Source organism: Nitrososphaera sp. (genome assembly GCF_037447015.1).
Taxonomy (GTDB): Archaea; Thermoproteota; Nitrososphaeria; order Nitrososphaerales; family Nitrososphaeraceae; genus Nitrososphaera.
Genome location: NZ_JBBIHK010000010.1, coordinates 44,252 through 57,059, shown reverse-complemented (window position 1 = coordinate 57,059; position 12,808 = coordinate 44,252). Strand labels below are relative to the sequence as shown.

The window sequence follows — 12,808 nt, the reverse complement described above, 5'->3', positions numbered from 1 at the left end:
CCTGCCTCCAAGCCCTCCCTTTCCCCTTGCCTGCTGCACCATGACGCACAGCGTGTGGCACAGCTGGGTCTTGCCGGTGCCAAACTCACCATAGACTTCGGTGACTGCCCTTGCCTCTACCCCTCCGCCGAGGAGGTCGTCAAAGTTCCTGGCGCCGGTGGATATGCGCTCGTTCCCCTGCCTCTTTTCATACAGGCTTGTGGCTGTCACAAAGCTCCTGTCTATGACGCCAAGCTCCTGCAGGATGGTGCGGGCCTTGTTGCATATCCCCACCGACTCGTCCATCTCCATGCCTGTCGCCTCGGCCACGTCCACCGGCCCCCTGACCAGGAGATCCTTGATCGAGCGGAACCCCGCCTCTTTGAGCCTCTTCTCGGTGGCCGGGCCTATCTCCTCTATGGCCGAAAGTGCAAGCTTGCCTTCGTCTGGCGACGCCAAGTTCCCCTGCTTCCCTGCATGCTGCTGCGGCTAATTAGAGTATTCTTTGAGCGTGAAAGGCGGATTTCAGAGCAAAAAAGTATATATCTATCTTCTTTCTGGTATGCCTAAGATAGAGGGATATGATGCAAAGCAAGACATTGATCGTGACGGCTCTTGCAACAGTCATGGTGCTGTCTGCATTTGCTGCCGTAATGCCGAGCGCCGACGCGCATGGTGTGCAGGCACAGCTGCAGTCCAGATTCGTGAGAATCGACAACGAGCAGTTCTCTGACAACACCCTCCAGACAGGCGAAGAGCTTACCGTATCAGGCGAACTGAAGAGCTTGGTAAACAGGGACCTCAGGGGCTGGCTTTCTCTGTTCAGCGAGTCTGAAAACGCTGGCAACAGATGGGAGTTCCTCTCCAGGGATCCACCCGGTAACATCTTCGACATCCCGGCAGGTGCCACTATCCCGTACTCAGTCACCGTAAAGGCACTCGAGCCAGGAACCTATCACGTCCACACGCAGCTCAACGTCGAGCACATAGGTCCGGGTCTGGGCAGGGGTCAGACAGTGAACGTCAGCGGTCCAGCGATACTCAAGCCAATCCCGTATGGTAACATTGTGTACCAATGCATTATCATCGGTGCGGGCCTGGGCGTGACGTTTGCTACGAGACCGTGGCAAGTAATCTAAAAAAAGAGCACAAGCTCCCCCCTTTTTCCTTTTCATTATTTTCTCTCACCTTGTCATCATTATTACCGGCTGATACTGGTGCTATTGCTTATTACCGGGCTTGCCAAACAAATACTCATCATTCGGCGGCCATTTTGTGCGTGTATGTGTGGTGCATGTGATATTTGCCATCAAAAAAGAAGAAGAAGATGCTTGAAGAGCTGAAAAAAGAGGCTGAGAAGATGCTTGAAGGCCGCGACCCCGGCCACGACTTTGAGCACATCATGCGCGTGTACAGAAATGCCGAGCTCATCGGCAAGAGGGAGCGGGTCGCCGACATGGACGTGCTGCTTGCTTCCGCCCTGCTGCACGACCTCGTCGTCTATCCAAAGGGGAGCTCCAAGCGCAGCAAGTCGTCAGACGACAGCGCAGACCTGGCCGAAAAGATTCTGAAGCGGCACGGCTGGCCGGAGGACAAGATAGAAAAGGTCAGCTATTGCATAAGGACGCACAGCTATTCAAAGGGCATAGTCCCAGCTTCGCTTGAAGGCAAGGTGCTGCAGGACGCAGACAGGCTGGACGCGCTGGGCGCAATAGGCATCGCAAGGACGTTCTCGGTGGGGGGCTCGGAGAACCGCAAGTTCTACAACCCTGACGACCCGTTCTGCCGGCAAAAAGGCAGGGAGCCGCAGGACCGGATGTGGACGCTCGACCACTTTGCCGCCAAGCTCTTGAAGCTGCACAGGACGATGCACACCCGGACGGCAAAAAAGATGGCAAAAAAGCGCATCCGCTTCATGAAAGAGTTTCTGCGCCAGATGGAAAAAGAGATCTAGCGTTGCTGTGGTAGGCGGGACGTGACATTTCTTGCATTGAAGAAAGAGCGGGCCTGCGGTTTGCCTGGCTAGCTGTCTAGCTAGCTTCGGTCATAGCTATAGTCTGTAAAGTACCTGTAGCGCTTTTCCACGTCCTTGTTCTGGCCGGCCACAACCCTTGCGACTTCGTCTTCGAGAGCCTTTTTTGCGTGCTCTCTGAACCTGTCTGCCTCTGCGTTTTGCGGAAAGGTGGAGAGCGTGTATTCAAAATGCCTCATGAACTCGACCACCTTGGCCCGGTATTCCGGCTGGGTCGGCTTTTTCCGCTCTGTCTTGAACCATGCCGTAGCGCACGCAGTCGCATAGATCTTGGCAAGCTCCTCGACCAGCCTGTCGACTTCGTAAAAGTCGGCCATGATGGAGAGGCTTGCGCGCCTGCTGCCTATAAATTTACTATTACTACCATTACTATTACTATTGCTGCTACCAGTAGGTCGCCTTTATCTTCTCTATCACGCGCTCGTGCTCGGGGCCCTTCCTGCGGGCGTACTTTTCCATCGCAGTCAGCGGCACGCCGCCGAGGCTGCCTGCAAGCGTGGTAAAGAACCAGTTCTTGACCGGGTTGTCCCTGCCGACCTTGGACATGAATTTCTGGATGCCGTACTTGAAGTTGTGCTGCCACGTCTTGTACATGACGCCCAGCTTGGCAGGATCCATGGTGTTGCCGATGTCGAAAAAGTCCGACTTTTCCAGCAGGCCGATCGGAACAAAGGTCAGGGGCGTGACCGTGAACTTTGAATCGGGCTGCTCCGTTTCAAGCTCGTGTATCAGGCGGATCGTCTCCCAGCTGTCCTCCGGCGTCTCGTCGTTGTCGAGGCCCATGATGAGGGTAAAAGCGGGCACCCAGTAGTTCTCGTTCAGCGTCTTGACGCCGTGCTTGACCACCCAGTGCCACTCCTCGGGCCGGTACGGGGAGAGCTTGCGGTCGGCATACTTGCCTATCAGGCGTATGCTGCCTGTCTCAAAGCCGCACTGGATGCCGATGTGGTTGTTCGGGCCAGACTTGATTATCCTGGACACGTTTGGCAGGAGGCGCTCGTCTGCAATCGCCCCGGCAAGCGTCCCGTGCGTCGGGTTGGTGTGCTCGATGCCTGTCGCCATGATGCCTTTGAACAGCTCTTCGATGGCCTCCCTGTTTGGCTGCATGTTCTTGGTCGTCCTGGGGTTGAGGCCGTAGACGAAAATGTCGTCGCTGTGGACCCAAGCGTTCTTCAGGCCGCCGTACTTCATGTTTATTTCGATTTCCTTCTGCACTTTTTCGACGGGGTAGTAGCGCAGGGGCCGGAGAGTCACGTCGCAGAACTTGCAGCCGCGCCCGCAGCCGCGCATCACCTCTATCATGCCGTGCATGCTCGGGTTGACGATATTGGGGATCTCGTCGACGGACGGCTCGTTCCAGTAGTGGATAAAGCGGCCGTGATAGGTCCTGTCGCTCCTGACAAATTCCTTTATCTCTACCTTGAACTGGCTCTTTTTGAACGGGTTTGCCACGTCAAACTCGCCTCCGATGAGGGCGTCAAAGAACGGGCCTGCCGCGCCGTCAATCTCGGGGCCGATGCCACCAAGCTCGCCTTCCACAATGCCATAGAGGTCGTACTCTTCTATCTTGGCCGGGTCGTAATTGTACTGCCACGTGCCGGACGCGCCTGCGACCACCTTGGCCTTGCTTCCTGTCCTCTTTTTGGCGGCCGTGATGCGGTGGTGCAGGTCGGCGTTGTAAAACTCGTCGTAGGACGTCTGCTTGCGTCCATAGGTAAAAGTCATGGTGACGGGGCCCATGCCTAGCGGGTCCATCTCGTACGTGCCGACGACCTGCGTCTCGGGCCCGATGAACTGCTCCACGTGGTCCGGGTGCGCCACCACCACGTCCTCGCGGGCATAGCCATCGCGCAGCAGGGCTGCTTCCACCTTTCTCAGGCCGTACGGCGCATAGTTGGCGTGCCCGTTCGTGTGCTCGATTGGGTTGCAGATGAAATCGAAAAGCACCTTTGGCGTGACCTGGTTTCCGAGTATGTGGTACCACATCGAACTGTGGCTCCTGTGCATGTCAAGGGCCGGTGCGCAGCCAAAGAACGATGCAAGCGATATGCCCCTGTAGGGCGACATCAAAGTGCGGTCTGCAGTAAGAACTACCTTAGGGTGCTTCAATAGTTAAATCCCTGTCTGGTGGGAAACCGTCTAGGGCAGATTAAAAGTTTTCCAACCGTGTGGCAGAGTATTTGTAGGATATATGCACAGGGATGAATTTTTGCTACCCGCTGCTGCGGCCCCGCTTTTCCATAAACGCCTGCAGCGTGTCGCCGGCCAGCTTTTTCTTTAGGGTGTCGTGAATCTCCCTGACAATGCCAAAGCCCTGGAACGTCAAGGCGGTGTATAGCTGCACAAGCGTGGCGCCTTTCTGCAGGGCCTGCCACGCGTCCTCGCCGTTCCAGATGCCTCCGCAGGCTATTATCGTCAGGCCCGGGAATTCCCTGTGCACGTCCTCTACCATCCTGAGCATGTACGGGAACAGGGGGCGCCCGCTCTCGCCTGCGACCGGCCGGGCAAAGCCTCTGGTCAGCGGGTTTGCAGCCGTGTCGACGGGCCTCGTGTTGCCAAGCACCACCGCCTGGCCGCCGTTTTCGTAAAACACCCTTATCGATTTCATGCGGGCCTCCCTCTCCTCTTCCTTCGGGGGCAGGGCGCTGTACGGCGCCACCTTGGACGCCTTGATCAGGCGCGGCGGCACGTGCGAGTTCATCAGGTCTATCATCTTTTTAGTGAACTCCGGCGTCTGCAGCTTTTTGTTAAAGTCGGTGTTTGGCGACGCCCTGTTGTCCTCAAACCCGAAATCGACGTAGGGGGATGTAGCCCTGATTATCTCTTTGCAGGCGTCGAGCACCGCGTCCTCCGTGTACGTGTCGGTGATGCCGGAGAAGTTGAGCAGCAGCCTGGCGTGCCCGCGGGGGCCGGCCGCAAACTTTTGCAGGTTCCTGACTGTGTGGTCGAGGCCCTTGTGGGGGTAGCCCTGCGCGTTTATCAGCGCCTCCCTGTCGTTGTCCACTGCCAGCCGGCGCTGCGGGTTGCCCTTCCTTGGATTTTTGAGCACGCTGCCGGGGTTGAGAAACCCAAAGACGTACGAGGTGGGCGCAAGCATCTCGCAGTCCTTGTCAAAGCCGGCAGCCATCCCGACCGGGCTTGCAAGCTTGTGGCTTCCATCTACTATGACCTTCAGCTGGTCGCCCGGGTCGAAATACGCTGCGTTCTTGCGGAACTTGTCGGCCATCCTGACCAGCCGCTCCTTTGCCACTTCGTGTATCACCTCTGCCTGCGAGAGCTCGGCTGTGGCCTTGTGGCGGGAATACAGGTACTTGCGGTAGAGCTTGAAAAGCGAGGGGTCAAGGCTGGCCTTGAAAGCGTCTGTTATCATGAGCAATAGCCATCATGTCCCTCCTCTCTCTTTCCTCTCTTTCTACGCGGCAGTCCTTGCCCTGCGCCAAGATATATGGCTAGTGCTGGCTGTCCTTGACCATCTGCCACAGCTGCGACCACACGGCTTCAAAGCCGCGCCCGTCAAGGGGAAAAGTGAGCGAGTTGCCGTACTCGTTTGTCAGCTCTAACGAACCGTTTTCTTTGGATACTGAAAAGGATTTTTTGCCTAAAGAGACTGTGGCGCTGCCGTCTATCTTTACCGACGGTGCTGCCTCTGCCGATGGTTTTTTCTTTCCCGCCGCCATCTTCTTTTCTTCGAGACAGAGATGGGGGGCAGGATTTTTAAATGCATTTGCGCAAATCAGGGCGTGGCCAAGTCGGCTGACTGCATAGAGAACAACCACGGCAGGTGCGAGGGCCATTTCAAAGAGACGGTGAACGACTCGCCGGTGACCAGGATCTGCGCCTGCCAGTGCCACGACAGCACGTACCAGCTGGTCCGCAACACGGTTGCGCTCATGACGCAGGCCGAGCGCTCCAACCCATATTATCTGGCCTCGTCAGGGCTTGACAGCGACTGAGAAGACGGCGGCGGTGGCGGCTTTGACCGTCGCCCGTAAACGTACTTCATGTACAGCAGCAGGAGGTTGAAGGCGGTGCCAAGCAGGTTTGCGATTATTATCACCCAGTCGGCCTTGAACACGCCGTATGCGAGCCACAGCGTCGTGCCGGAGGCAAAGAGGGCCATCAGGTAAGGCGACACGTCCTGCATCTTTTTTGTCCTGTAGGCCCGGATTATCTGGGGCAAAAAGCTGCCTGTGGTCAGAGTCGCCGCTGCCGACCCTACCAGGGTCACAAATACAGAGGAGTCAAGCTGCACCAACTGGCAGCTTGTCGCCGGCGGCCATTAAAAAGCATGTGCCTCCCTCCTGCCTATCTGTACGTCTGCCTTTGCACGCACGCACATACGCACGAAAAAAATGCATCATAAGACGTAAATGCCGCTCGGAAGGAAATAGAACCTTTTTTGCTAAAGGTTAAATCACATGCCTGCCGCCCCTATGGCAGGTTCCATGGGCGCAGCAGCAACATTGCCTGACTATGACTCGTTTGTCGACGCGCTATCGGACACGCTTGGCGCCGAGAACGCCCAGCTTGCAGTCAGGTTCCTGGAAGACACGGGGGCCATCACCGGCGACAAAAAGCTGGACGGCGAAAAGGTGGCGTCGGCCATCCAGTCGCTCTTTGGCGAAAACGCGCTGGCGTTTCTAAAGCTCATGCTCGAGCTCAAGCCTGCAAAATAGCAGAAATGGGATAGTATCCGGGAAATGTGGAAAAGTGTTTCCACAAACGCAACAGCACGACGTTTAATTATCATGCTGCCCATGCGATGTATGGCAGGCGTATATGCAGCTAAAAGATCTGGTGGACGGCGCAGTCGTAGGTTCCGGCTCTGACTATATCGTGGTGCAAAAGGGCAAAAAGAGGATAATGCTTGAATGCCCGGGCTTTAGGCTGCAGGAGCTCAAGACGCACGGCACGCCGTACGGCTCCCAGTTTGATTGAGATTTACCATCGAGTCAACATTATTTCCGTAAAAAGTTAAATTGAGTTAGATGGACATCCCAAATCGATTGACCCAAAAGGCTACCGCGGAGGTTGCTACTTCTGCCGTTGCTCCTCATCTTCGCCCTCCCTCATCATCATCAACAACGACAAAGCCTGTCGCTAACGTCCCTGCCTCGCAGACGCAGGCAGTGCGCAGGGTAAAGTATGACAAAAAGGCCGAGTCCGAGTTCTTTGTGGACAACTCGGCCCTTGCGGGATTTACGGGCGAGCGCATCCTCTACATGGCCGTGCGCGAGCTCATCGAAAACTCGCTTGACTCTTGCGAGAGCAGCCACATCCTCCCGCGAATTTCCCTTACGCTAAAGACTATAGACTCGGCAAACGACATGTGGATGATAACCTGCCAGGACAACGGCATCGGCATCCCGTCGGAAAAAGTGCCTGTCGCAGTCTGCTCCTTTCTGACCTCCGGCAAGTACGTCGAAAAGCAGCAGCGCGGGCTTTTTGGCGTCGGCCTGAAAATGATAGCGGCGTTTTCCACAAAGGACACCGACCACCCGCTCAGGGTGTGGAGCAAGTCCAGCGAGGAAAACTCGGGCTACTATTTCGAGCTGCGCACGGACATCAGCACCAACAGGCCGATTGTGCTTGCAAAAAGGGCGATGAAAAACGACGAGGCGCAGGTCATACCCGGCGAGTCGGGCTTCCGTGTGGAGGCAATCCTTCGCGCCCGCCTGTCGCCGATAACAAAGAGCAGGATCTATGACTATATCAGCCAGACGTCGATCGTCAACCCGTATGCCCACATCGAGTTTGAGACCGACGACGGCAAGGTCGTCTTTGACCGCAGGACCGACAAGATGCCCGAGCCGGCAAAAGAAGTGTTACCACATCCAGCCGACATGGACCTGAAGACGCTCAAAAAGGCCATCATGAATTTCATGAACCAAAAGACCACGCTGCAGGGCGTGCTTGCCGAGTCGTTCCAAAAGCTCTCAAGCGAGAAGGCCCGCCAGATAATCGCAGAGGCCGGGCTTGAATCCAAGCCTGCCGACAAGTACGACGAGCACGAGCTCATCAGGGTGGTCAACGTCTGCAAGCAGACGAAATTCCACATGCCAAACACTGACCACCTGAGCCCCATAGGAGAGGAGATACTGACTGCCGGGATGACCTCTGAATACACGATAATCACAAGCAGGTCGTCTGACGACTCTTCATCTTCTTCCGGCGGCAGCGGCAGCCAGGTGCAGCAGCCCCAGATATCTGTCAAGGTGCTAAAGCCGGCGCTCACCGCCTATTCTTCAAGGACGTGCGTCATCAACAACCGCCCCACTGTCGTGGAATGCGGCATCGCATACGGTGGCGACATCGGCTCATTCAAGCTCTACAGGTTTGCCAACAAGATTCCACTCCTCTACGACGAGGGCTCGGACGTGGCAAAGGAGGTCGTGTCCGAAGTCGAGATAAACAAGATGGGCATCTCCAAGAAAGAAGTCAAGGAGCAGTTTGCAAACCCCGACGCCAAGTCAGACAGGGCAGTCGAGCTCCTGCCCCTGCACATATTCTTCCACATCTGCTCGACGAAAATCCCGTACAAGACGGCTGGAAAGGAGAGCATCGCATCCGAAGGCGACCTGAAGAGATACATGAAGGCGTGCCTGTCAGACCTGTATCGCAAGGTGAGCGCCCAGATACGCAAGGAGCTGCGCATGAAGGAGGCGCAGAGCAGGCTTTCCCTATACAAGTACTATATCCCACTCATCGTGAGCGCCATTTCGGAATCGATATCCGTGGACTCTAAAAAGCTGGAGGAGGCGTTCACCGGCCTTGCAGAAAAGCACGTGTCAGGCGAGATAACCGGCATGCCCGTGCCGGAAAAGGAGGACGACATCACGAGCGAGACGATAAAGAAAGAGGCAGAGACCATCGAGGCCGAGATAGACGGCGAGGTGGTAAAGAGGGACAGGAGCCAGATAGCGATAAACGCGGCAAGGAGAAAGGGGGAGCGCTCTGGCGGCAGAGAGAGGAAGAGAAACGAGGCAAAGGGCAACAACCCCGCCACAGGAGGCGGCCAGACGACGCTTGACGCCGTGATACACAGAAAAGCCGGAGGTGCCAAGAAAAAGTAAATGCCCGCCAAGGACAAGCGCCACCAAGAAGTCATCAAGGAGATCAAGGCGATAATGAAGCACGTTAGCACGGACCTGCTGCTGGAAAAGACCATGCCTGTGCTGGACGTGCCAAAAGTTGGCTATGATAACACCGTCTGGTCTGACCAGAAGAGGATGCTCACTATAGGCGACAAGAAGGTCAAGGTGAGCCCGGACAGCACCAAAAAGATCCCCACGTTTGCCCAGTACATCGTGATGGCAAACGCCGTGCGCAGGCTGCTCGACGAGGAGATGGAGAGCACGATAAGGGGCATGTACTATGCGACTCTGAGCACCGTCGGCGACGAAAAGAACAAGCAAAAGTTCTGGCGGGGGCAGGAAGACTCGGACGACGCCATCAAGGCAGTCGAGCTCCTGACCGGCGTGCCAAGGGAAGAGTTTTCAGTCACGTCCAAGCCAAAGGGCATGATCTCCGGGCCAATCACCCTCCGTGTGGGAGGCGACATCATCGACTGCAACCTTGGCAGCAGGGCCACTTCGCAGCTAATACCCACCAACATACGCGACGTCGAGATAGTCAAGGTCAAGGCCGACTTTGTCATGGTGGTCGAGAAGGACACCGTGCTCAACAACATACGCAAGTCCGGCTTTATCCAGAAATACAACGCGATACTGATGACCGGCTCGGGCGAGCCGGACAGGGCGACGCGCATGATGGTCAAGATGCTCAACGAGGAGTGGAAAAAGCCGGTGGTCGTGTTCGCAGACGCTGACCCTTGGGGCCTTGGCATCGCGCTGCGCTACAAGATAGGCAGCGAGTCGCTCAGCTACGACAGCGACAGGCTGGTTACGCCGGACGCCAAGGTGCTCGGCATGATGTTCTCTGACATTTACGAGTACAACATACCGGAGGTGGCGCGCCTTGCCGCCACCGACGAGGACCTGACGAGAGCGACAGACATGAAGAAAAAGCCCTGGTTCCAGGACAAGCAGTGGCAGAAAGAACTAGATCTATTTTTGAAGAGGAAGGAAAAGTGCGAGCTGGACGCGTTCTTCAAGCACGGCTTCAAGTACCTGGCCGAGGTCTATCTCCCCAGAAAGCTGCGCGAAGCCGGCATGATCTAGATCCGCTAATAGGCCCACGCCGCCACGGCGCCCCTGGCGAGCCTGGCGACCTCTTTTGCAGAGTCGAAATAGCGTATGCTTTCTTTTTCTTTCTTTTCTCTGGCGTCGCTGCTCCCCTTCTGCGGCGGGCCGCCGGCAAACTGGACGACGAATGTCCCGGACGGCGACCTGTTGACAAACATTTTCCTGCCGCCTCCAAGCTCCACCCTTATCCCCTCGTCGATGTCAAGCGACTCTAGCTTTTTCAAGAGCTCGTCCTGCCCTATCCTGGTACTGGTGGTGCCGCCTGCGCGCACGAAATATTTTTGCGCGCATAGCTTTTAACCCTTTAACCGCGGCTAGAGCCCGTGCCTTTTCTTTCGTTGCCCCTCGACGACGGGCGCGTGGTGGAGATAAGGGTGAGGCAGAGCTCACGTGCGCGCCGGCTCAGGCTCGTGTCCAGCATAAGGGGCGTCGAGGCAGTCGTCCCGGCCGGCTGCGACGAGCGCAGGCTGCACGAGTTTGTGCGCAGCAGAAAAGAGTGGATAGCAAAAACCGCCCAGTATTACGCAAAGATCAAAGAGCGCACGGGCCACGAGGACGGCGCGCTCTATTACCTTGGGGCAAAGTACCAGTACAGGCTGGTAAAGGACAGGCTGCCAAGCGCGACAGTCTCGGCTTCGCTAAAGACGGTCACCTTTCATGTCACGGACAGGCGGAGCTACCGCCGCCACGTGCTGGACTGGTACAGGCAGCAGACAGGCGCCATAATCGCCAGCCGCCTGCCTGCCATCGCAGAAAAGATGGGGGGACTGCGGTACAGCCGCGTCGCAATAAAGCAGCAAAAGTCGCGCTGGGCCAGCTGCTCACGGAAAAAGAACCTCAACTTTAACCTGCTCCTTTCAGCCGCGCCGGCGGAGGTAATCGACTATGTCATCGTGCACGAGCTTGCCCACATCGTCGAGCTCAACCACTCCAGGAGGTTCTGGGACATTGTAGTAATGCACGACCCCGATTACAAAAAGCACAAGCAGTGGCTCGACGACCACTCTCCAGTCATCGGGGTACAAGGTTTATAGAACTGGCCGGACGCGTCTCTGTCTGCAGAGAAAGGATAATGGACGTAGCCGAGCGCATCGCACTTGTCACCCGGGAGCCTACCGAGGAAGTAATCACCCTTGACGAGCTAAAGGCACTGTTTGAGACAAAGGCGCGCCCGCGCCACTACATCGGCCTGGAAATATCGGGCATACTGCACCTCGGCAGCCTGGTGCTGACAGGCTTCAAGATAAACGACTTTATCAAGGCAGGCATCGACTGCACCGTCTTTCTTGCAGACTGGCACACCTACATCAACGACAAGCTGGGGGGCGACTGGGACAAGATAAGGCAGGTGTCGCAGTACTATGCGGAGGCGTTCCGGCTGTTCTGCCCCGGCGTCAACATCGTCATGGGGTCGGACCTCTACAAAAAAACGCCCGACTACTGGGAGAATTTCGTGCGCTTTTCAAAGCACATGACGCTTGCAAGGACCATGCGCTCGCTCACGATAATGGGCCGGAGCGAAAAGGACGCGCTCGACCTCGGCCAGCTGCTGTACCCGCCAATGCAGTCAGTCGACATCAGGGCGCTCGACCTCGACATCGTGCACTCGGGGATGGACCAGCGCAAGATCCACATGCTGGTGCGCGAGGTGTTCCCAAAGATGGGCTGGAAGGCGCCCGTCCTTGTGCACCACCACCTGCTGCCAGGGCTGTCAGAGCCGGTCAAGATGGGGCTTGACGAGGACGCCGAGGAGGACGCCAGAATCTCCAGCAAGATGAGCAAGAGCAAGCCGGCAAGCGGTATACTGGTGCACGACGACGAAAAGGCCATCAGAGAAAAAATAGCAAAGGCGTTCTGCCCCGTCGGCGTGGCCGAGGGCAACCCCGTGCTAGAGCTGGTGCGCTACGTTGTCTTCCACGAGTTCAGCTCGTTTACGATAGAAAGGCCTGCCAAGTACGGCGGCAGCACGACATACGCAAGCTATGCGGAGGTAGAGCGCGACTATGTCGCAAAAAAGATCCACCCGATGGACCTAAAGGGTGCCACTGCGACATACGTGAACAGGATAATCGAGCCGGTGCAGCGCCACTTCAGGGGCAAAGAGCCCCGGCTCTGACTTGTACCGCAGGTACCGCGACGCGATAAAATTCAACAGGAACATCGTCATAGCCGGCCTCGCCGCGTTCTTTACGGGCGCGCTCGTCGCAGAGGCGTTCTCCAGCTACAGCGGCGACAGCCTGGCAAACTCGGCCACCACGCTTGCCGCAGAGTACGCCGTCTACATCCCGGCGTTTGCGCTTCTGTTCTACTTCGACAACAGGGCAAGGTATGCAAACCCCGAGACGGGCAGGCGCCTGCTCGTGGCCGACCTGAAGAAGCTGCTTGCCGCTTTCTCGGTATCAGAAGTAGTCTTTTCAGCAGTCAAGCTCGGCCTGCAATACCAGCTGCTGCAGTCCGGCGTCGAAGAAGCGTACGCCGCGTCGATGGCCGCCTCGATAGTGGCGTGGGCTGTCTTTTTCGTCGTGATAAACCTGATGGCCAGGCTGGTGAGGCTCTTCAAGCACCAGCAGCGGTGAAGAAGCCGCTGATACAA

The 12,808-nt window shown here is 56.8% G+C and carries 16 protein-coding genes and 1 pseudogene; 10 read left to right on the top strand and 7 right to left on the bottom strand.

Going from position 1 to position 12,808, the window contains the following annotated elements:
* Positions 1-438, bottom strand: a pseudogene (locus tag WKI84_RS05830) (DNA repair and recombination protein RadA); the annotation flags it as partial.
* 122 nt (positions 439-560) lie between these two features.
* Between WKI84_RS05830 and WKI84_RS05825 the strand changes: the two are divergent.
* Together WKI84_RS05825 and WKI84_RS05820 are read left to right on the top strand one after the other, a co-directional pair.
* Positions 561-1,118 (top strand): methane monooxygenase/ammonia monooxygenase subunit B, encoded by a 558-nt coding sequence (locus tag WKI84_RS05825; RefSeq protein WP_337862587.1) that lies wholly within the window; start codon positions 561-563, stop codon positions 1,116-1,118.
* 164 nt (positions 1,119-1,282) lie between these two features.
* A complete protein-coding gene (locus WKI84_RS05820; protein ID WP_337862586.1) occupies positions 1,283-1,933 on the top strand; it encodes an HD domain-containing protein in 651 nt (216 codons plus the stop codon).
* A gap of 80 nt (positions 1,934-2,013) precedes the next feature.
* On the opposite strand, the gene WKI84_RS05815 is transcribed toward WKI84_RS05820, so the two are convergent.
* The 4 genes from WKI84_RS05815 to WKI84_RS05800 all read right to left on the bottom strand — a co-directional run bounded on the left by WKI84_RS05815 (position 2,014) and on the right by WKI84_RS05800 (position 5,688).
* On the bottom strand, positions 2,014-2,328 hold the full coding sequence (locus WKI84_RS05815; RefSeq protein ID WP_337862585.1) for a hypothetical protein: 315 nt from the start codon (positions 2,326-2,328) through the stop codon (positions 2,014-2,016).
* 67 nt (positions 2,329-2,395) lie between these two features.
* Positions 2,396-4,078, bottom strand: a complete 1,683-nt coding sequence (locus WKI84_RS05810) for a radical SAM protein (protein ID WP_337862591.1) — start codon at positions 4,076-4,078, stop codon at positions 2,396-2,398.
* 145 nt (positions 4,079-4,223) lie between these two features.
* A complete protein-coding gene (locus WKI84_RS05805) occupies positions 4,224-5,381 on the bottom strand; it encodes a hypothetical protein (protein WP_337862590.1) in 1,158 nt (385 codons plus the stop codon).
* 79 nt (positions 5,382-5,460) lie between these two features.
* Entirely contained in the window at positions 5,461-5,688 is a 228-nt protein-coding gene (locus tag WKI84_RS05800; RefSeq protein WP_337862584.1) for a hypothetical protein, read from the bottom strand.
* Between the two features lie 63 nt (positions 5,689-5,751).
* Here WKI84_RS05800 and WKI84_RS05795 point away from each other — a divergent pair, with 63 nt between their 5' ends.
* A complete protein-coding gene (locus WKI84_RS05795) occupies positions 5,752-5,964 on the top strand; it encodes a hypothetical protein (protein WP_337862583.1) in 213 nt (70 codons plus the stop codon).
* Here the strand turns inward: WKI84_RS05795 and WKI84_RS05790 are convergent.
* Positions 5,931-6,263 carry a SemiSWEET transporter gene (locus WKI84_RS05790; RefSeq protein WP_337862589.1) on the bottom strand — a complete coding sequence of 111 codons (333 nt, stop codon included), beginning with the start codon at positions 6,261-6,263 and terminating at the stop codon, positions 5,931-5,933. The genes WKI84_RS05795 and WKI84_RS05790 overlap by 34 nt on opposite strands.
* Before the next feature lie 166 nt (positions 6,264-6,429).
* On the opposite strand from WKI84_RS05790, the gene WKI84_RS05785 reads away from it, so the two are divergent.
* From WKI84_RS05785 to WKI84_RS05770, 4 genes are all read left to right on the top strand, one after another.
* A complete protein-coding gene (locus WKI84_RS05785) occupies positions 6,430-6,687 on the top strand; it encodes a hypothetical protein (RefSeq protein WP_337862582.1) in 258 nt (85 codons plus the stop codon).
* Positions 6,688-6,790: 103 nt separating this feature from the next.
* Positions 6,791-6,949, top strand: a complete 159-nt coding sequence (locus tag WKI84_RS05780; protein ID WP_337862581.1) for a hypothetical protein — start codon at positions 6,791-6,793, stop codon at positions 6,947-6,949.
* A 68-nt stretch (positions 6,950-7,017) separates the two neighbouring features.
* The gene (locus WKI84_RS05775) at positions 7,018-9,084 is read left to right on the top strand and encodes a DNA topoisomerase VI subunit B (RefSeq protein ID WP_337862580.1); all 2,067 of its coding nucleotides are present in this window, start codon (positions 7,018-7,020) and stop codon (positions 9,082-9,084) included.
* A complete protein-coding gene (locus WKI84_RS05770; protein ID WP_337862579.1) occupies positions 9,085-10,191 on the top strand; it encodes a hypothetical protein in 1,107 nt (368 codons plus the stop codon).
* 5 nt (positions 10,192-10,196) lie between these two features.
* On the opposite strand, the gene WKI84_RS05765 is transcribed toward WKI84_RS05770, so the two are convergent.
* Positions 10,197-10,487, bottom strand: coding sequence for a hypothetical protein (locus tag WKI84_RS05765; RefSeq protein ID WP_337862578.1), 291 nt, complete (start codon positions 10,485-10,487; stop codon positions 10,197-10,199).
* Between the two features lie 66 nt (positions 10,488-10,553).
* Between WKI84_RS05765 and WKI84_RS05760 the strand changes: the two genes are divergently transcribed.
* Genes WKI84_RS05760 through WKI84_RS05750 form a run of 3 tightly spaced genes read left to right on the top strand, consistent with a single transcriptional unit; the run spans position 10,554 to position 12,791 of the window.
* Positions 10,554-11,249 carry a SprT family zinc-dependent metalloprotease gene (locus WKI84_RS05760; protein WP_337862577.1) on the top strand — a complete coding sequence of 232 codons (696 nt, stop codon included), beginning with the start codon at positions 10,554-10,556 and terminating at the stop codon, positions 11,247-11,249.
* 38 nt (positions 11,250-11,287) lie between these two features.
* Positions 11,288-12,331 carry a tyrosine--tRNA ligase gene (locus tag WKI84_RS05755; RefSeq protein ID WP_337862576.1) on the top strand — a complete coding sequence of 348 codons (1,044 nt, stop codon included), beginning with the start codon at positions 11,288-11,290 and terminating at the stop codon, positions 12,329-12,331.
* 1 nt (position 12,332) lies between these two features.
* Positions 12,333-12,791, top strand: a complete 459-nt coding sequence (locus WKI84_RS05750) for a hypothetical protein (protein ID WP_337862575.1) — start codon at positions 12,333-12,335, stop codon at positions 12,789-12,791.
* Positions 12,792-12,808: the final 17 nt, after the last annotated feature.